The sequence below is a fragment of the Sphingomonas longa genome (genome assembly GCF_016892685.1).
In the GTDB taxonomy this organism is placed as follows: Bacteria; Pseudomonadota; Alphaproteobacteria; order Sphingomonadales; family Sphingomonadaceae; genus Sphingomonas; species Sphingomonas longa.
The window spans coordinates 114,714-133,284 of record NZ_JAFEMC010000006.1 but is presented as its reverse complement, the minus strand read 5'-3'; the positions used below and the strand labels follow the sequence as shown (position 1 = coordinate 133,284).

Below are 18,571 nucleotides of genomic sequence, written 5' to 3'. Positions count from 1 at the left end.
AAGCGCTCATCTTTTGTCAGAGGCGCGTCATGATCGACCTCGACCGAAAGCTGATTGCCTACGCCATCATCGGCGTGGTGGTCATCATCGCATTGCCGATCATCATCGCCGTCCGTCGCAAGCGTCACCGCGAGAAACTGCGTCGGCGTGGAATCAAGACTTACGGCCACTGATCGGCGGCCGTCCTTGGATGGGCGGGTAGCCTAGCGGGGCGCATCCAACGCAACGCCCGCCGTCGGCATCGGAAACACCGGCCTGCCATCCGCCGACCAGTCCACACGCTGGATACGCGGCGACCGCTTGGCCGTGCACTTCATATCCGGGCCCGGATTGGCGTGGTAGACGATCCACGTTTCACGCCCGTTCGGCGACGTGAAGAATCCATTATGGCCCGGTGCATAGACGCCCTGCGCCCCCGCGGTCGCGATCACCGGCTGCGGCGACTTTCGCCATGCCCGCGCGTCCAGTGGATCGCTGCCCCTCGCCGCGCTCAGCAGTCCGATCGCATAGCCGTCCGACCAGCAGGCGCTGGCGGAATAGGTGATGAACAGATCGCCTTTGGGCCCCGACAGGAACTCCGGCCCTTCCAGGATCTGGCGACCTCCCTGCCGCTCCCACTGCAGGTCGGGGCGTGCGATGATCGTCTCCGGCCCAGCCAGCGTCCACGGGTTTGCCATCTTCACGATCGCGAGCACGCTGTCGGGACCGACATAGGGCGAATAGACGAAATAACGCTGTCCACGATGCGCGAAGGTCGTTCCATCGATGCCCCGGTGCGCGGTCCTCAGCATGCCGCGATCGACCCATTCACCGGCCAGCGGGTCCTCGCTCGCATTCTCCAGCACGAACACGCCGCGATGCGCGTCGTCGTCACGCCCGCTCGCCGCGGCGGTGTAATAGAGGTACCATTTGCCATCGATCCGGTGCAGCTCCGGCGCCCAGATCGACTGCGCGTTCGGTCCCGTCGCGGGGGGCGTCCACACCACCGTCTCCGGTGCGTCGGCAAGGCGCGATACATCCTTCGTCGCGCGGATCGCGAGCCGGTTTACGAGCGTGTGCATGTAATAATAGGTGTCGTGATGCCGCACGATCCACGGATCGGGGCCGGACCGCAGCAAGGGGTTGGTGAAACTGCGCACAGAGGGAGCCAGTGCGGCACTCCCCGTCATCGGCAAGGCCGTATACGCCGCGGCCGCGATCATCGTCGCGATCTTCATCGCCTCGACCCTTTCATGAATCCGGAAACGCCGCCACGATCGCATCGTACTGCGTCTTCGATATGGCGATCATCGATCCGTGCCGAACCCCTGCGGGCATCGTATAGCGGTCCCATTCCGGCATACCGGTATTGCCGGCGACCTGATACCATGGACCGGTCAGCCGCGGTGCCGTCGACAGCCCATAGCTCGTTCCGGCATATTGCTCGTAGTAGAGCAGCCAGTCGCCTGAGTGCGGCGAACGGATCACCGTCGGCGCCTCCCGGAAATTGGGGCTGATAGGCGGACCGGGCGGCGGATAGGGCCCCAGCAGCCGCTTCGCACAGCTGATCCGGATCGTCTTGCCCGTCGGCCAGTCGGTCGACGGGTAGCGTTCGTCCTTCACGATCGCGCAATAGCCGCCGGACCCGTTCGGCTGCACGACCGTGTCGATCGTCGCCATCGGCCATGCGAACAGCCGCAACGGCCGGTCGGGGAAGGATTTCAAATCCTTCGACAGCACGTACAATGTCCGCTGGCTGGCCCAGTAGCGTTCGGGGTCCTCCCGCGATCCGTCGCGATTGGGCGTGTGCCAGCTCAGCAGGAACCGGCCGGACGGCGCATCGAAGAACAGTTTCGGCGCGCCGATCCGCTGCAGCGGATGCGGGTGGCCCGGCACCGCGCTCAGGTCCGGCCGGTATGTTCCGTAAGGTGTCCAGCGGATCAGATCGTCCGACACCCAGAAGCGGATCAGCGGATCGTCGTCGCTGCGATTGCCGACGAGATAATAACGCCCATCGCCCCCGCGCGCGATCGATGCGTGGCCGTGATAGTCCGCGGACACGGGCCGTCCGCCATTCACCGACCGCCAGTGCAGCCCGTCGCGGCTGACGGAATAATGCAGCACGCCGTACCGCGCCTTGGTCATGTGCGCGAACAGATAGGCACCGTCGACATCGATGCGCGGCGTGACCGGGCCGCCCGGCGGGTTCTGGCGCGCCGGTAACGGGCTGTTTGCCAGCAGGAGCAGCGCGGTACCGGCGAAGACCGTGAAACCGACGCGATGCATATGCCTAGACCTGTCCGGCGAAGGCGCCGCTCGGGCGAAAGCCGCCGACATGCGCGCCCTTAGATCTGGGCCTGTGCCGATGTCATCGCGTCACGGTTCCACGCGAGTCGCCGACTTCCAGCCAATATCCGTCCGGGTCCTGCACATAGATCTGGCGCACGCCGTCGAAGCGGGTCTGCATCGTGCTGGGATCGCCCGCCAGATTCGTCCAGACCAGCTTGTGCCGGTCGAGCCAGGCCGTCACGCGCGCGAGATCGTCGACGTGCAGCGCCAGATGCTCGTTGCGGTTCGACGGCTTCGGTGCCGTCCGACCGTCCAGGATATGGAGTGCCATGCCGTTGCCGAGGTCCAGCCACCGCCGGTTCTTGAGCGGGGTGGGGATCATGCGCAATCCGAACGCTTCCCGGTAGAACGTCGCGCTCCTGTCGAGATCGGCCGCCTGGATCGCGACGTGCTCAGCCTTGGCGGGGACCTGGCTCTCCGCCTGCGGCATCATGGCCATCAACAGCAGCGCGGAAACCGGGACCATCGACATCTCTCCATTACGAATGTTTCCAGCAACCTATCCGCTTCTCCCGCGGACGCCAGCCCCGTGGTGCAACAATCCCGGCACCTCCTTGACGAGCAACGCCTAGTTGCGTCCGCAGCACTTCTTGAATTTGTTGCCGGACCCGCACGGACACGGGTCGTTGCGGCCGACCTTGGCGACCGACGGTGCGGGCGCAGACATCGAGCCCCGACGCGCGGAACGATCCCTATGCAGCGCGGCGGTCCACATCGCGATCAGGTCCGCCGCACGGTCTGCGATGGCATCGATTTCGTGATGCGCCAGATCGCTACGCTCGTGGGCGATATCGATCAGCGTGTTCATCCCCGTCAGCGCTGCGCGCGTCTCGTCGTCCCCGGCATCGGCGATCACGGCCCAGCCTTCCGGTTGCAGGACCAATGCCTTCTCGAAGCCCTCGACCCAGAATTCCCACAGGAGCTCACCATTCCGCTCGTCGACGTCCAGCAACGGCTGGTAGCGGCTGCGCTCCATCGCCCGCGACAGTTCTTCGGCATACGCCGTGACCATCGAGGCGAACCAGCGGGCGTCTTCTGCGTCTTCGAACGGCGCGTCGCCACCGCCCCAGATCACCGGCATCCAGTCCGCCTGTGCGCTGCTTTGCGGACTCACGAGGATGCCCGCGAGATAACCGTCCAGTTCGGAGAGCAGCATCGCATCGTCGATCGGCAGATCAGCGAGCGCGCCATCGAGGCGACGAAGACGGGAGGGTGGCTTGGCAGCGGCGTTCAGCATGATCGCCGCCTTGGATCGGGGCGCGGCGCTTCGCAAGCGATCACCAAGTTTGAGCCGGGGGGGTACGACGCCATCACGCAACCGACTGCTCGGCGGTGGCCGACGCTCCTGCCGGTCAGCCTTCGTGCCGCTCTTCCGATTGCGGACTGCTGCCGAACGCGAGAGCCTCTGCCGAGCCGACCGGCTGCTGGCCACCGAACAGGCGGTCGAGCCGCTCCCTGATCTCGCGACGGAAGTTCTGAATGGCGGTTCGTCGCGGCGCGGCGATCGATACCTCGTCCGCGATCGCATCCTTGATGCGCTGCAAGGCGAGGTCGCTCAGGATGTTGGCGTTGTGCAGCTCGATACAGAGTTGCACCAGTCCCACGGCGGTGGCCTGCGCCCGCAGCCCGACGTTGGTGACGTCGAGATGCAGTCGCTTCTGCTTGTCTACGGAGTTCACTGCTCCTCTCCTTTTCAGCGGCAATAACGCATCAAGGCCGTGATTGGCTGCCGAAAAGACCAAGGCCGCGACACAGTGGCGTCAGGATCCGGGGCGGCGCGTGCCTTCGACATCATCGTCCGCAAGCCCGCCGCCGAGCGACCGGTAGAGTTCCACGAGGTTGCTCTCCCGGTTCAGCCGCGTCGTGACGAGCTGCTGCTGGGCGGCGTAAGCGGTGCGCTGCGAGTCCAGCGTGTTGAGGAACGACTCGACGCCCGCGCGGTACCGGGCATCCGAGATGCGCAGCGCCACGGAGGCGGCGTTGACGCGCGCGGTCTGCGCGGAGACCTGTTCGTCGATCGTCCCGCGCTGCGCCAATGCATCCGCAACCTCGCGAAAGGCGGTCTGCACGGTGCGTTCGTAGGTCGAGACGGCTGCCTGCTGCTGCGCCTCGGCCACCTGCACGTTGCCGCGCAGCCGGCCGCCGTCGAACAGCGGTAACGAGACTGAGGGCGCGCCGGTGTAGGTGAAGCTGCCACCCGCGAAGAGGCCGCTCAACGCCGTGCTGATCGTGCCCAATGTGGCCGTCAGCGAGATACGCGGGAACAGCGCGGCCCGCGCCGCGCCGATATTGGCGTTCTGCGCGATTAGCTGATGTTCGGCCTGCAACACGTCGGGACGTCGCAACAGCACGTCGGACGTGATCCCGCCCGGCAACGCCTTCAGCGCCGCACCGCCTTCGCCCAGGCCCTGCGGCAGCAGCTCGGTCGTGACGGGCGCTCCGACGAGCAGGTCGAGCGCATTCTTGTCCTGCGCCAGCCGGGTCCGCAGCACCGCGATGTCGTTGCGCGCGGTCTGGTAGCTGGTCTCCGACTGCCGCGCCTCCAACTCGGACGCGACGCCGATACGGAACTGCGCCCGCGTCAATTCGAGCGATTGTTCGAACGACTTCAGCGACTCCTGCGAGATGCGGAGCTGATCCTGATCCGACGCATAGGTCAGCCACGCGGTCGCGATCTCGGCGATCAGGCTGATGCGCGTGGAGCGCTGCGCCTCCTCGGTGGCGAAATACTGTTCCAGCGCGGCGCGGCTAAGGTTCCGCACCCGGCTGAACAGGTCCAGCTCGAATGCGGAGAAGCCCGCATTGACCGAATAGAATTCCAGATTCGAGGAGGACGAGCCCACCCCGGCACCGACGCCGCCCGTGCCGGTACCGGTCCCCGTTCCGGTGCCGCCACCGGTGCCACCGCCGGCGGCGCCACCCAGCGCGCCGGCCGCACCCTGGATGTTGTTGGTGTAGGTACCCGACCCCGACAGCGTGGTGGAGGGGACCAGATCGGCGCGCTGGATGCGATATTGCGCCCGCGCCTGAAGCACGTTGGCCGCCGCGATCCGCAGGTCGCGATTGTTGTCCAGCCCCAGCGCGATCGTGTTGCGCAGGCGATCGTCCGTGAAGAACGCCCGCCAGCCGATCCGGGTGATGTCCGGGGCGTCGGTCGCGGCGACCGGATAGACGCCGCCCTGTGGCAGCGCGGCCGGGACCGCGCCGACCGGCCGGACGTATTTGGGTGCCAGATTACACCCGGCGAGCGCGGTCGCCGCGAGCAGGGCCAGGACACACTTGCTGTTCATCACCACTCAGGCTCCCTGCGGCGCGGGCGTGTGCCCATGCTCGCCCCCATCACGTCGGTCGTCATCGCGCCCGCCGTCGTACCGATCGTCGTCATGCCGGCCGTCATCCTCCGGCTTCACCTCCGCGCTGTGGCCGAACAGGCGCAGCACGATGATGAAGAACATCGGTACGAAGAAGATCGCCAAGACGGTCGCCGAGATCATGCCGCCAACCACCGCCCGGCCGATCGCGTTCTGCCCGCCTGCGCCGGCGCCGCTGGCGATCGCGAGCGGAAACACGCCGAACACGAAGGCGAGACTGGTCATCAGGATGGGTCGAAGCCGCAGCTTCGCCGCCTCTACCGCGGCGTCGAACGGCGTCAGCCCCTGCCGGATCTTCTCCTCGGCGAACTCCACGATCAGGATGGCGTTCTTCGCCGAGACGCCGATCGTCGTGATCAGGCCCACCTGAAGGTAGATGTCGTTGTTGAGACCCGTCAGGCTCGCCGCCAGCAGCGCGCCGACGATACCCAGCGGCACGACCAGCATCACCGAGATCGGCACCGACCAGCTCTCGTACAACGCCGCGAGGCAGAGGAAGACGATCAGCAGCGACAGGCCGTACAGCGCCGGTGCCTGACCACCCGACAATTGTTCTTCGTAGCTGAGACCGGTCCAGTCCAGCCGCGTGCCCGGCGGCAGCTTGGCCTGCATCTCCTCCATCGCCTTCAGCGCGGCACCGGACGAGACGCCGGGCGCAGGCTGCCCCAGAATCTCCATCGAAGGCTGTCCGTTGTAGCGCGTGAGCTGCGTCGGACCCTGGCTCCACGACAGGGTAGAGAAGGCGGTGAACGGCGCCATCGACCCACTCGCCCCGCGGACGAACAGGTCGCCGATATCGTCCGGCGCCATGCGGTAGGGTGCATCCGCCTGAATATAGACGCGCTTCACGCGACCACGATCGATGAAGTCGTTGACGTACGATCCACCCCACGCGGTCGCGATCGTGCTGTTCACCGTCGACAGGTCGAGCCCGAGGGCGCGCGCCTTGTCCTGATCGACCTCCACCTTGAGCTGCGGCGCGTCGTCCAGCGCGTTCGGGCGGACGCCGACGAGCTGCTTGTTCTGCGACGCCATGCCGAGCAGCATGTTGCGCGCGGCGAGCAGTTTTTCGTGACCCAGCCCGCCGTCGTCGACCAGCTGGAGGTCGAAGCCGGTGGCGTTGCCCAGTTCCTGCACGGCCGGCGGAATGACCGCGAAGATCAGACCGTCGCTGTAGCGCGAGAACACGCCCATCGCGCGGCCGATCACCGCCTGCGCCTTGTTCTCGGCGCCCGGTCGATCCTTCCACTCCTTCATCGGGATGAAGGCGATGCCGCTATTCTGGCCCTGCCCTGCGAAGCTGAAGCCGTTGATCGTATAGACGCCGCGGATCGCGCTGCCTGCATCGCTCAGGAAGTGATCGCGGACGAGGTCCAGCCCCTTTTGCGTCCGGGCGGTGGTGGCGCCCGGAGGTCCCTGCACCAGCGCGATCATCACGCCCTGATCCTCGTCGGGCAGGAAGCCCGTCGGCAGGCGCATGAACAGGAACGTCATGCCCGCCAGGATCAGCGCATAGGCGATCAGCGACCGCACCCAGCGATTGGCGGTGGACCGCACGCCACGCTCGTAACGGTCGCGGCCGCGATCGAAGCGGTCGTTGAACCAGCGGAAGAACCGCGTCAGCGGGCCGTTACCCTGATTCTTGTTCTTGTCGTGCGGCTTCAGGATCGTGGCGCAGAGCGCCGGCGTCAGGATCAGCGCGACGGCGACCGACAGGACCATCGCCGACACGATCGTGATCGAAAACTGGCGATAGATGACGCCGGTGGAGCCGCCGAAGAATGCCATCGGCAGGAACACCGCGGACAGGACGACGGCGATGCCGATCAGCGCGCCGGTGATCTCGTCCATCGACTTGCGCGCGGCCTCCTTGGGCGTGAGGCCCTCGTCGGTGATCAGGCGCTCGACGTTTTCGACGACGACGATCGCATCGTCGACCAGCAGACCGATCGCCAGCACCATGCCGAACAGGGTCAGCGTATTGATCGAATAGCCGAACGCCGCCAGCACCGCGAACGTCCCCGTCAGCACGACCGGCACCGCGATCGTCGGGATCAGCGTCGCGCGGAAGTTCTGGAGAAAGAGGAACATGACGAGGAAGACGAGCACGACCGCCTCGACCAGCGTGTGGATCACCTGTTCGATCGACAGCCGGACGAACGGCGACGTGTCGTACGGGAAGATGACCTTCACATCGGGCGGGAACTGCTTGGCGATCTCGTTGACGCGCGCCTTGACCGCCTCGACCGTGTCGAGCGCGTTGGCGCCCGGTGCCAGCTTGATGCCGATGCCGGACGCGGGCTTGCCGTTCCACTGCGCCGAGAAGGCGTAGTTCTCGGCCCCGATCGCGACGCGCGCGACGTCGCCCAGCCGCACGACCGATCCGTTCGCGTTGCTCTTCAGACGGATCTGCGCGAACTGCTCGGGCGAGGTCAGGCGCGATGACACCGACACGGTGGCGTTGAGCATCTGCTCCTTGGGGGCGGGCTGCGCACCGATCTGGCCGGCGGACACCTGCGCGTTCTGCGCGGTGACCGCACTGGTCACGTCCGCCATCGTCAACGCGAAATTGTTGAGCTTCAGCGGGTCGACCCAGATCCGCATCGCGTACTGGGAACCGAAAATCTGCGTGTCGCCGACGCCGGTGACGCGCGACAGCGGGTCCTGGATCTTGGAGGCGACGATATCGGCGAGATCGTCGGCGTCGTGGCTGCCATTCTCGGAATACAGGCCGACGAACAGCAGGAAATTCTGCGTCGCTTTCGCCACGACGATGCCCTGACGCTGCACTTCCTGCGGCAACAGCGGCGTCGCCGCCTGCAACTTGTTCTGGACCTGCACCTGCGCGATGTCGGGATCGGTGCCCTGCTCGAACGTCAGGGTGATCGTGACGATGCCGGCGGACGACGACGAGGACGAGAAGTAGCGAAGGTGGTCGATCCCCTTCATCTGCTGCTCGATGATCTGGGTCGTCGTGTTCTCCAGCGTCTGCGCGTCGGCACCCGGATAGTTCGCGGTGATCGACACCGCGGGCGGCGCGATGGCGGGAAACTGCGCGATCGGCAGGACGCGGATCGACAGGATTCCGACGATGACGACCATCACCGCCAGCACATAGGCGAAAATCGGGCGCTCGATAAAAAAGCGTGCCATCAGCGTCTACTTCGCCTGCGCCTGCGCCTGACCCTGCTGCGGCGGCTGACCGGCGGGCTTGGCGTTGGGATTCCACGGCTTGCCCTGCACCGGCATACCCGGACGCAGCATCATGCCGCCTTCTACGATGACCTTGTCGCCGGGCTTCAGACCGCCGGTGACCAGCCAGTTGTCGCCGATCGCGCGGTTGGTCTGAAGCGTGCGCGGCTCGACCTTGTCGCCGGCCCCGACGACCAGCACGGTCGCCTGACCCTTTTCGTCGCGACTGACCGCACGCTGCGGGACCAGCATCGCCTTCGACTGCGTCCCCTCGACGAGCGAGGCGCGGACGAACATGCCCGGCAGCAGCAGCCCGTTGGGATTGGGGAACAGCGCCCGGATCACCTGCGAACCGGTGGTCGGATCGACGGTCACGTCCGCGAAGCGCAGCGTACCCTCGGGACCATAGTCGCTGCCGTCCTCCAGCATCAGCTTGACGCGGGCATTGCCGTCACGGGTCAATTGCCCGCTGATGATCTGCCGGCGCAGCTTCAACAGGTCGGCGCTCGACTCCTGTATGTCGACATAGATCGGGTCGATGCGCTGGATCGTGGCGAGCGCGTTGGTCTGCGCCGCGGAGACGAGTGCGCCGGTCGTGAACACCGATCGGCCGATGCGGCCGGTGATCGGCGCGCGGATCGTCGTGCGTGCGAGATCGATCTGCGCCGTGCGCAACGCCGCCTGCTGAGCGGCGACATCGGCCCGCGCCTGCGCCGCGGTGGTCTGGGCGTTTTCATACTCCTGCCGCGCGATCGCGTTGATCTTCACCAACTCGCCGTAACGGCGGGCAAGGGCGGCGCTCGACGCGATGCTGGACCGCGCGCGGGTCAGGGCGGCGCGCGCACTCGCGACCTGTGCCTCGTACGGGGCGGGATCGATCCGGTAGAGCGCCTGCCCCTTGCGGACCACGTCGCCCTCCACGAACAGGCGCGCCTGTACCAGCCCGTTGACCTGCGGCCGAACCTCGGACGTTTCGAACGCGGTCGTTCGACCGGGCAGTTCGGTCGTCAGCTGCACCGGCTCCTCGCGAACGACGACGTAGCCGACCGGCGCCGGGCCCTGTGGAGCCTGCTGCTGCGGTGCACCGCCCCCGCACGCCGACAAGGCGAGCAAGGCGGACGACGCCAACACACAGCCCATCAGCCGCTTGGAGAACATAAATTTTCCTGCTTGAAAAAAGGGAAGAGAGCGATCACTCACGAAATCGGTCGTTAGCCGCGCCATTCGGACGCGTCAACAAGGCTTGAGAGAGGTTCTGAATTGTCGATTGTCGAATGCCCGCCCTTGTCGCGTGCGGAGTTGCGCCGGGAAAACGTCAAGGACGTGGCACGAAGGCTGTTCGTGGAGCACGGCTTCCATTCCACCGGTATCGCACTGATCGCGAAGGAATCGGGCGTTGCCGTCCAGCAACTTTACCGCGACTTCCCGTCGAAGGAGGACATCATCGCGGCCATCGTCGAGGAAGATTGCAGGAAGTTCGCCGACCTCGCCACGCTGGACGCAGCCTTGGCGGCGAAAGATCGGACCGGCGTGCGAACCTGGCTCGATTCGGCGACGTGCAAGGAGGACGAGGAAGGCGACCGCCTTTTCCTGGAGATCGCAGCGGAAGCATCCCGCAACGATCGCATCCACGCGATATTCACGAAGATACGATTGATGATGTCGGACAACATCAGCAGGGCTTTCGCCGGCCTGATGGGCAGCACGACCGTCACCCACGAACATCGGCTGCTCGCGGAATCGTTCATGATCGTATCGATCGGCTCGGTCTTCACCCGAACGCTGCACAGCGAGGCGGTACAAGCCGCCAGCGCCAAGCTCATTTCCTGCCTTATCGACGGCGCGTCGAGTGGGACCGCGATCGGCTGCGAGGCTTGATTATCGGGCAGTGCAAGGTCCGGCGACCATTGCTGTTCGTGCGGGTCTCTCGTGAAGGCTTCGCGTGCCCTTCATCGGCGACGCTGAACGTCACGATGCGCTCCTGAGCGACGATCGAATGGCAACCCTCTCTCGGGGAAGCCCCCGATTAAGGCCTCAGTGCTCGTGCGGAGTCGCCCTCAGCGCCTCCAGCACCTCCTCCGCCCGCGCGGGATCTCCGATCGCCAGGACATGACCTTCACTTGATGCGGTGAGCGGGTCGCCGTTCCAGTCGCACAGGCGTCCGCCGGCTCCCTCCACGATCGGCGCGAGCGCGGCGAAATCGTATAGCTGCAACCCCGATTCGCAGACGATATCGAGGTGTCCCGACGCGAGCAGCCCGTAATTGTAGCAATCGCCGCCATAGACGGGCCCCTGCCGGACGTGCCCGCCCGACGCTGCTGCGACGAGCGCCATGTAGTGCGGCACGTCACCCTCCGCGAACAGATGCGGGCTGGTGGTGGCGACGACCGCGCCTTCCAGAGCGGGGCAGGCGCGGGTGCGAACGGGGACGCCGTTGAACGTCGTCGGGCGGCCGGCAACGCCGACCCAGCGTTCGCGCTGCACCGGCTGGTCGATGATGCCGAGCACCGGCCAGCCATCCTCCAGCAGCGCAATCAGCGTGCCGAAGATCGCGCGGCCGGCGGTGAAGCTGCGCGTACCGTCGATCGGGTCGAGCACCCATTGCCGGTTCGTCACCCCCGGCTTGATCCCGTATTCCTCACCGTGGACGCCGTCGCCCGCGCATTCGGCGTCGAGCAGGCGGCGCATCGCCGCTTCGGCTTCCTTGTCGGCGAGGGTGACGGGGCTGTGGTCGGCCTTCGTCTCCAGCCCGTGAGGCTTGCGGAAATAGGGGCGGATCACCGCGCCCGCGGCGTCGGCGAGGCGGTGGGCGAGGTCGATATCGGCGGGGCGGACTGGCATGACACCGGCCTATCGCGGCGCACGCGCCCGCGCTACAGCCTTGTCCGATAACGCCCGAGAGGATTTTCCATGCGCCTGCTGCCGATCATTGCCGCCGTTGCGATCGCCGCCCCTGCCTGTGCGGCGCTGGCGCCCGGTGCGCAGGCACCCGACTTCACCACGCGCGGCGCGGTCGCGGGCAAGGTGGTCAACGTCCACCTCGCCGACCTGCTGAAGAAGGGCCCGGTCGTGCTCTACTTCTTCCCGGCGGCGTTCACCGGCGGCTGCAACGCGGAGGCGCATGCGTTCGCGGAAGCGATGCCCGCCTTCCGCAAGGCGGGCGCGACCGTGATCGGCATGTCCGCCGACGACGTGCCGACGCTCCAGCGCTTCTCGTCGGAGAAGTGCGCCGGCAAGTTCGCGGTCGCGAGCGCCGGGCCGAAGGTCATCGCCGGCTACAACGTGTCGCTCGGCAAGCAGATGGCCGGTCGCGACATCACGAAGCGCACCAGCTACGTCATCGGCCGCAACGGCCGGATCGCGTTCGTCCATGACAATATGGATGCCAGCGGCCATGTCGAAGAGACGCTGGCGGCCGTCCAGAAGCTGAAATCCTGATCTTTTTACGCGTTTTGTCAGTCGGTTGACGCTCTTGACCCAGCGCCAACCGTTAATGTTGCGGCTCCGACATGATTACCGGATGCTAACGGTTGTCCCGTAAACGCCTTCGCTGGAGATCAGCGGAGGGTGGGAATGGGACACGCCGGCATTGCGCGGCGACAGGATCATGGGGAAGACCTGTACGATCGGATCGGGGCATTTCTGGCCGCGCACCGGTTGAGCCCCGATCCTGCGCATTACATGTTCGCTCATGCCGTGTTGGCGGAGCCCGGGGGGGATCTGGCACGCGAAGTCGCGCTGTTGACCGACGGCGGATATCGGCTGACGCACGAGCAGATCGAGCAGCTCGGCGGCGAGGTGGTCGCCGGCGGGATGCCGCCGGCGCGGTGGGCTGGCGGCGACGTCGCGCTCGACCGTCAGGCCGAAGCGCTCGTTGCGCAGACCCAGGCGCAGGTCGACGTGTTCGCGGCCATGACACGGGCGATGCATGTCGAAACGCGCGACTTCGGTCGTGATCTCGCCGCCAGCGCCGCCGCGATCGAACGCTCGCCCCGGTTCCAGCACAGCGACGAAGTGACGCGAATCGCCACCGCAATGATCCGCCGCATCCGCGAATCGGAAGCGAAGCTGGCGCAGGCGACCGAGGAAGCCGACACCTTGCGCGCCAAGCTTGCACAGGCGCGCGACGACGCGCGGCGCGATCCGCTGACCGGTCTGTGCAACCGACTCGGCTTCGCCGACGCGTTTGCGGAGCGGGTGGAGGGCAGCGGCCCGCACTGCCTCGCCCTGTGCGACATCGACCGGTTCAAGCGCGTCAATGACGAGTTCGGACATCCCGTGGGCGACCGCGTGCTCTCGGCGATTGGCGAGGCGCTGGCCAAGACGTGCGACGGTCATATCGTATCGCGCCACGGCGGCGAGGAGTTCGCGATCCTGTTGGCGGGATGCGACCTGGCGAGTGCCGCCGCATTGCTCGACGCGGCGCGGGCCGAGGTCGCTTCGCGCCGGTTCCGCGACCGCGATACCGGCAAGCCGCTGGGCATGGTCACCATCTCTGCGGGCGTGACGGCGATCCGGGCGGGCGAGAAGGCCGATACCGCCTTCGAGCGCGCCGATCGGCTGTTGTACACGGCCAAGGACACGGGCCGGGACAAGGTCTGCGCCGCCTGACGCAGGCCGCGCCATTAGCTGGCGCTGAACCCCATGCGAAATGGCGAAGAACGCCAGACGCTTTGGTCAGGGCGAACAGAAGTCATAGTTATCAATGGCTTAGAAAATTGGCACGGTGTCTGCAAAGCTGCTGACATCGGAGCCGAACGGTCGGTTCCGCCAAAAGGAGAACGACCATGACCCAGTATTTTCAGTCCGCCCAGCGCTTCGCCGTCTGCTTCGTCGCTGCCCTGAGCTTCGCCGCAATCGCCGTCAGCGCCGCCGTTCCCATCGTTCCGATCGCCTGAACGATCCACCCGGAGCAACGGACATGAAACAGAGCATCCTCATCGGCCTGATCGGCTTCGCTTCGACCGTGATGCTGATGATGGGATCGGCGCACGCCACGCTGATCTGAAGCTGAACCGCGGGCGGTGTGCCGATCAGGCCGCCGCCGCCCCCGCCCCAGCGCCTACCGGGCCGACCGGAGCCTCCTCCATCCGCGAATAGGTCCCGATCAGGATCCCCGCCGCCAACACCTTCCCGGCCATCGCCGCCAGCAGGGCCGTCCGACCCGGCGTATCGCCCGGATCGCCCGCCCCCTCCGCCAACGCGAAAAGCTGAAACGCATAGCGATGCTCGCCGTGGCCGGTCGGCGGATCGGGCGGCAACCAGCCCTCCCGGTAATAGGAATTGCGGCCGACATCGCGGCCCGCCGTGTCGCCCTTCCCGTCGGCGACGATCGCCCCCTCCGCCAAATGCCCCGCCTCCGGTGCGAGGTCCCAGACCACCGCATGCACCAAGGGCTGCGGCGTCGGCGAATCCGCATCCTCGACCAGCAGCGCGAGCCGGGCCGTGCCCGGCGGTGGATCGCGCCACATCAAAGGCGGCGACACGCCCGCACCATCCGCGGTGAACCGGTCCGGCAGGCGCCCGCCATCGGCGAAGGCCGGGCTGGACAGCGTCAACGCCTCGAACGCCCCCAACCCCTCCTGCGCGACCGCCAGCTTGTCGGTGCCCGCGCGCAAGCCCTTCAGCGCACTTCCCAGCCAATGCGGCACGTGTTCCAGCATGTCGTATCCTTCAGGCGGAGGGGCAGTCGCCGGGCCGGCGTTCGGCGCGGGCGCGGGTGGTCCAGCGGCTGGCGTCGCCCATCGACGCCGCGTCGTGGTAGCACACGACCGCCTTGTCGGCGTTGGCGTCCGCGGCGATCATCACGGTCCAGTTCCGGTCGCCGCAATTGTTCTGCTCGCACCCATGCGCCGCCACCAGCGCGCCGCGGCGGAAGATCGGCGTCGTCGTCGCCTCCCGCCCGGCGATCAGGTGCCGCGGGCGTTCGTCCGGCACCAGTTCGATCAGCACATTCGCGACCTCGCTGCGGTCGAAGAAGGTCACGCCGTCGACCGCGTCGTTCGGCAGATGCCCGACATAATTGGACAGCGGTGTCGTCTGCGCCTGCCCGGCGATCGGCGCGGGCGCCTGGGTCGCGGGTGGCACGAAGCCGCTGGGAGCGAGGGTATTGCCGTCCGGCTGGCCCTTGCCACACCCGGCGATCGACAACGCGACGGGGAGGATCGCCGTGGCGATGATCGTGTGACGCGACATGCGCAGCTGTTCCTCCCTGCGATTATGGTCTTGGCGGTGGGAACGCGCCGCACGGACGGCGGTTGCAGTCGGCACAGAACGATGGGAGCCGTGCCGTGGACCTGTCCCGCTTCATCGATGCACAGGCCCGGAGCTGGCCGACCGCGATCGCCGAGGTCACTGCAGGACGGAAATGCAGCCACTGGATGTGGTGGATCTTTCCGCAGATCGCCGGTCTGGGGCGCAGCGAAACCGCGCGGCATTACGCGATCGCTTCGGCCGACGAGGCCCGCGCCTATCTGGCGGACCCGCTGCTCGGATCGCGGCTGATCGAAGCGACGCGAGCGGCGATCACGGCATCGGGGTCGGCGGAGACGATCTTCGGATCGATCGACGCGATGAAGCTGCGGTCCTCGCTCACGCTGTTCGAAGCGGTCGCTGCCGATTCGCAGAAAGCCGTGTTCACGGCCGGGCTGGACCGGTTTTATAGCGGCGAGCGCGACAGGGCGACGCTGGACCTGCTGAAATGAGGAATATGGTCACCACGCATAAACGAACATGCGTGGTGTGATCGATCAACGGTCGCGTTGAGAAGCGGTTGCATCGACAGCAAAATTCCAACCGGAATACATCCGGATCGGTAACATGGCGCAATTGCAGTCAGTTCAGGAGCCATTTCACCTGCGAAAGCCGAGTTGGGGCGCAGTATTCCGGTGAGTTCCATGGTTACGACGATGTTAACCACGTCCGCTTTTGCTTATGGAAGCGAATGGCGAAGCTGTTGATCGCCAATGTGACTTGGTAGATTCTGCTTAATATAAATCGAGCGATTTTGTTCCCGCGAAAAAGCGCTGGGAGCGAAATTTGACGTGTTCGGGTACAACGTTGCGACTGTGGATGGGGGGGCTTCCCGCAGCCGCCCTTGCTACTGCCGCTGCGTGCGTCCCCGCTTCGCCCGCGACGGCGGACACCCGCGCCGGCACCGCGATCACCAATACCGCGCAGCTTCGCTACGACGTGGACGGCAAGTCGCAGTCCATGCCCTCCAACACCGTCACGATCGTCGTCGCGGAACGCCTGGACATCGGGCTGTCTCATGACGGCGGCATGGTCACGATCGACACGACGCCCGTGTCGGTGCCCGTGCAACTGACTAATCAGGGTTCTGGTCAGGAAAGCTTCACCGTCACCGCCGGCACCTCCACGCCGACGACGACGGTGCAGACCGTCGCGATCGACACCAACGGCGATGGCCGGTTCGAGCCGGAGCAGGACATCGTCCTGACCGGGGCGACGCCGGTCCTCGCGCCCGGGGAGACGCTGCCGCTCGTCGCGGTGCTCGCTCCGACCGCCGGCACCACCCCGGCCGACGGCAGCCTGACGGTGACGGCGGAGGCGACCACCGGTCACGGCGACCCCAGGCAGGAATTGCCGGGTCTTGGCGACGATGGCAGCGATGCGATCGTCGGCGATACCGGCGCGATCGCGAGTGCGGCGATCCCGTTCGTCGCCACCGCCTCCACCACCCCGACGCTGGTCAAGTCGCAGTCGGTCGCCGCCGCGGACGGCACCCCGCTGACAGCAGGGGCAACCGCCGGCAGCGGCGCCGTCGTCACCTACACGCTGGTGGCCCGGATCCCCACCGATGCCGCCCTCTCCGCGGCGATCATCGACGACCCTGTCCCCTCCGACGCGGTCTACCTGCCCGGCACGCTGACCCTCGACGACGCCAGGATCAGCGACGCCGCCGACGGCGATGCCGGCGGCTTCGACGGCCAGTCCGTGTCCATCCGCCTGCCCGACCGGCCGGGCGGCCCCGCCACCACCCACACCGTCCAGTTCAAGGTCCGTCTCCAGTGAAGGAAATTGCGATGATCCCGTTCCTGTTCGCCGCGGTCGCGGCGGCAGCGAGTCCCCAACCCGCTGCCGCTGCCGCTTCCCCGCTCGCCCTGACGACGACGATGCTCGCGGAGACGCGGGTGCCGGCGGCGGACGGCAGCGTCACGATGAAACTCGCCGCGCCGAACCATGTAGGACCCGGCGACCGCGTCGTCGTGCAGCTCGCCTATCGCAACCGCGGCACCGCGCCGATCGCCGGGCTGGTGCTCGCCAATCCGGTGCCGAACGGCCTTGCCTATCGCGGTCCGCGCGGGGCCGGCGCCGCGCCGGAAGTGTCGGTCGACGGCCGCACCTTTGGACCGCTGTCCACCTTGCGCGTGCCCGCCGTCGCGGGCGGCACGCGTCCTGCCACCGCCGACGACGTCACGCACGTCCGGTGGCGCCTGAATTCGCCGGTGACCGCGGGCACCGGCGGCGAACTCGCCTTCCAGGCGATCGTCCGATGACCCGTCCCACCACCACCACCACCACCATCCGAACGACAGGAGGCACCATGTTCACGCGTACCATGCGCCTGCTGCTGACCGGCACCGCGGCCGTTTCCGGCATCGCGGCGTCGCAGGCAGGAGCGCAGACCACCCCCAACGGCACCGCCGCCGGCGTGTTGGTCACCAACACCGCCAATGCGACCTATTCGGTCAACGGCCAGTCGCAGACGACCGCGTCCAACGCCGCGACGTTCGTGGTCGATCGCAAGGTCAACCTGACCGTCGTCGCGCTGCAATCGGCGGACACGCAGGTGAACCAGGGTCAGGTCGGCGCGGTGACGACGTACCGCGTCACCAACAAGACCAACGCCATTCAGGACATCCTGCTGGACGGCGACCAGAACCTGTCGCTCGGCCTTGGTCTCGGCACCGACAATTTCGACATGCAGAACCTGAAGGCGTACGTCGATTCGAACGGCAACAACCAGTATGATCCGGGCGTCGACACTGCGACCTTCATCGACGAACTGGCTCCCGACGGCGCGGTGACGGTGTTCCTGGTCGGCGACGTGCCGGCCAGCTCCGCGCAGCTCGCCATCGTCAACCTGCACGCGACTGTCGCGGCGGGTGGGCAGGCCGGCACCAAGGGGGCCGCGCTCACCGCAACGCTGCTCAACAGCAAGGACGATGTCGACGTCGTCTTCGCCGACGCCGACACCGACGGCGTCGGTGCCGATCTGCTGCGCGACGGGCAGGCGCGTGCCTATCTGGCCTATGTCGTCGGTATTCACGACGTCGCGCTGAGCGTCACCAAATCGTCGTTCGTGGTCAGCGACGGCGTCAGCACGCTGAACCCGAAGGCACTCCCGGGTGCCGTCGTCGAATACTGCCTCGCCGTCCGCAACGCGACGCTCGGCACCGGCGCCAATGCGGTGACGCTGACCGACGTCATCCCGACCAACACCACCTATGTCCCCGGATCGCTGAAGATCGGCCTGCCGGGCGGTAGCTGCGTGTTGCTCGGCGGCGAGGCGCAGGACGACGACGCCACCGACGATACCGACGGCACGACGTACAAGGGCAGCTTCGACACGCAGACCAAGACGGTCACGGCGATCATCCCGACCGTGAACGGCGGCGCCGCCGTCAGCGCCGCCTTCAATGTGACGATCAACTAAG

The 18,571-nt window shown here is 66.7% G+C and carries 19 protein-coding genes; 8 read left to right on the top strand and 11 right to left on the bottom strand.

The window, feature by feature from the left end; all coding sequences use genetic code 11:
• Nucleotides 1–29: 29 nt before the first annotated feature.
• A complete protein-coding gene (locus ILT43_RS17535; RefSeq protein WP_204200281.1) occupies nucleotides 30–173 on the top strand; it encodes a hypothetical protein in 144 nt (47 codons plus the stop codon).
• Nucleotides 174–203: 30 nt separating this feature from the next.
• Here ILT43_RS17535 and ILT43_RS17530 read toward each other — a convergent pair whose 3' ends face one another.
• The 8 genes from ILT43_RS17530 to ILT43_RS17495 all read right to left on the bottom strand — a co-directional run bounded on the left by ILT43_RS17530 (nucleotide 204) and on the right by ILT43_RS17495 (nucleotide 10,049).
• On the bottom strand, nucleotides 204–1,217 hold the full coding sequence (locus tag ILT43_RS17530; RefSeq protein ID WP_204200280.1) for a glycoside hydrolase family 43 protein: 1,014 nt from the start codon (nucleotides 1,215–1,217) through the stop codon (nucleotides 204–206).
• A 13-nt stretch (nucleotides 1,218–1,230) separates the two neighbouring features.
• Nucleotides 1,231–2,265 (bottom strand): glycoside hydrolase family protein, encoded by a 1,035-nt coding sequence (locus tag ILT43_RS17525; protein ID WP_204200279.1) that lies wholly within the window; start codon nucleotides 2,263–2,265, stop codon nucleotides 1,231–1,233.
• A gap of 82 nt (nucleotides 2,266–2,347) precedes the next feature.
• Nucleotides 2,348–2,794, bottom strand: coding sequence for a VOC family protein (locus tag ILT43_RS17520; RefSeq protein WP_204200278.1), 447 nt, complete (start codon nucleotides 2,792–2,794; stop codon nucleotides 2,348–2,350).
• Nucleotides 2,795–2,896: 102 nt separating this feature from the next.
• The gene (locus ILT43_RS17515; RefSeq protein WP_204200277.1) at nucleotides 2,897–3,565 is read right to left on the bottom strand and encodes a UPF0149 family protein; all 669 of its coding nucleotides are present in this window, start codon (nucleotides 3,563–3,565) and stop codon (nucleotides 2,897–2,899) included.
• Nucleotides 3,566–3,680: 115 nt separating this feature from the next.
• Nucleotides 3,681–4,007 (bottom strand): hypothetical protein, encoded by a 327-nt coding sequence (locus tag ILT43_RS17510; RefSeq protein WP_204200276.1) that lies wholly within the window; start codon nucleotides 4,005–4,007, stop codon nucleotides 3,681–3,683.
• Between the two features lie 81 nt (nucleotides 4,008–4,088).
• Nucleotides 4,089–5,618: an efflux transporter outer membrane subunit gene (locus ILT43_RS17505; RefSeq protein ID WP_204200275.1), complete on the bottom strand. Its 1,530-nt coding sequence runs from the start codon at nucleotides 5,616–5,618 to the stop codon at nucleotides 4,089–4,091.
• A gap of 6 nt (nucleotides 5,619–5,624) precedes the next feature.
• Entirely contained in the window at nucleotides 5,625–8,852 is a 3,228-nt protein-coding gene (locus tag ILT43_RS17500) for an efflux RND transporter permease subunit (RefSeq protein ID WP_204200274.1), read from the bottom strand.
• A 6-nt stretch (nucleotides 8,853–8,858) separates the two neighbouring features.
• On the bottom strand, nucleotides 8,859–10,049 hold the full coding sequence (locus ILT43_RS17495; RefSeq protein WP_204200273.1) for an efflux RND transporter periplasmic adaptor subunit: 1,191 nt from the start codon (nucleotides 10,047–10,049) through the stop codon (nucleotides 8,859–8,861).
• Between the two features lie 165 nt (nucleotides 10,050–10,214).
• On the opposite strand from ILT43_RS17495, the gene ILT43_RS17490 reads away from it, so the two are divergent.
• Nucleotides 10,215–10,769: a TetR family transcriptional regulator gene (locus ILT43_RS17490; RefSeq protein ID WP_204200272.1), complete on the top strand. Its 555-nt coding sequence runs from the start codon at nucleotides 10,215–10,217 to the stop codon at nucleotides 10,767–10,769.
• Between the two features lie 156 nt (nucleotides 10,770–10,925).
• On the opposite strand, the gene ILT43_RS17485 is transcribed toward ILT43_RS17490, so the two are convergent.
• Nucleotides 10,926–11,732 (bottom strand): inositol monophosphatase family protein, encoded by an 807-nt coding sequence (locus ILT43_RS17485; RefSeq protein ID WP_055846525.1) that lies wholly within the window; start codon nucleotides 11,730–11,732, stop codon nucleotides 10,926–10,928.
• 69 nt (nucleotides 11,733–11,801) lie between these two features.
• Here ILT43_RS17485 and ILT43_RS17480 point away from each other — a divergent pair, with 69 nt between their 5' ends.
• Together ILT43_RS17480 and ILT43_RS17475 are read left to right on the top strand one after the other, a co-directional pair.
• Nucleotides 11,802–12,329, top strand: coding sequence for a peroxiredoxin (locus ILT43_RS17480; protein WP_204200271.1), 528 nt, complete (start codon nucleotides 11,802–11,804; stop codon nucleotides 12,327–12,329).
• 135 nt (nucleotides 12,330–12,464) lie between these two features.
• Nucleotides 12,465–13,502, top strand: coding sequence for a GGDEF domain-containing protein (locus ILT43_RS17475; protein ID WP_204200270.1), 1,038 nt, complete (start codon nucleotides 12,465–12,467; stop codon nucleotides 13,500–13,502).
• Nucleotides 13,503–13,924: 422 nt separating this feature from the next.
• Here ILT43_RS17475 and ILT43_RS17470 read toward each other — a convergent pair whose 3' ends face one another.
• Nucleotides 13,925–14,554: a YbhB/YbcL family Raf kinase inhibitor-like protein gene (locus ILT43_RS17470; RefSeq protein WP_204200269.1), complete on the bottom strand. Its 630-nt coding sequence runs from the start codon at nucleotides 14,552–14,554 to the stop codon at nucleotides 13,925–13,927.
• Between the two features lie 10 nt (nucleotides 14,555–14,564).
• Nucleotides 14,565–15,086: a hypothetical protein gene (locus ILT43_RS17465; RefSeq protein ID WP_204200268.1), complete on the bottom strand. Its 522-nt coding sequence runs from the start codon at nucleotides 15,084–15,086 to the stop codon at nucleotides 14,565–14,567.
• Between the two features lie 95 nt (nucleotides 15,087–15,181).
• On the opposite strand from ILT43_RS17465, the gene ILT43_RS17460 reads away from it, so the two are divergent.
• The 4 genes from ILT43_RS17460 to ILT43_RS17445 all read left to right on the top strand — a co-directional run bounded on the left by ILT43_RS17460 (nucleotide 15,182) and on the right by ILT43_RS17445 (nucleotide 18,570).
• On the top strand, nucleotides 15,182–15,595 hold the full coding sequence (locus ILT43_RS17460) for a DUF1810 family protein (RefSeq protein WP_204200267.1): 414 nt from the start codon (nucleotides 15,182–15,184) through the stop codon (nucleotides 15,593–15,595).
• A 367-nt stretch (nucleotides 15,596–15,962) separates the two neighbouring features.
• The gene (locus ILT43_RS17455; RefSeq protein WP_204200266.1) at nucleotides 15,963–16,925 is read left to right on the top strand and encodes a hypothetical protein; all 963 of its coding nucleotides are present in this window, start codon (nucleotides 15,963–15,965) and stop codon (nucleotides 16,923–16,925) included.
• A gap of 11 nt (nucleotides 16,926–16,936) precedes the next feature.
• A complete protein-coding gene (locus ILT43_RS17450; protein ID WP_204200265.1) occupies nucleotides 16,937–17,410 on the top strand; it encodes a hypothetical protein in 474 nt (157 codons plus the stop codon).
• 47 nt (nucleotides 17,411–17,457) lie between these two features.
• Nucleotides 17,458–18,570, top strand: coding sequence for a DUF11 domain-containing protein (locus ILT43_RS17445; RefSeq protein WP_204200264.1), 1,113 nt, complete (start codon nucleotides 17,458–17,460; stop codon nucleotides 18,568–18,570).
• Nucleotide 18,571: the final 1 nt, after the last annotated feature.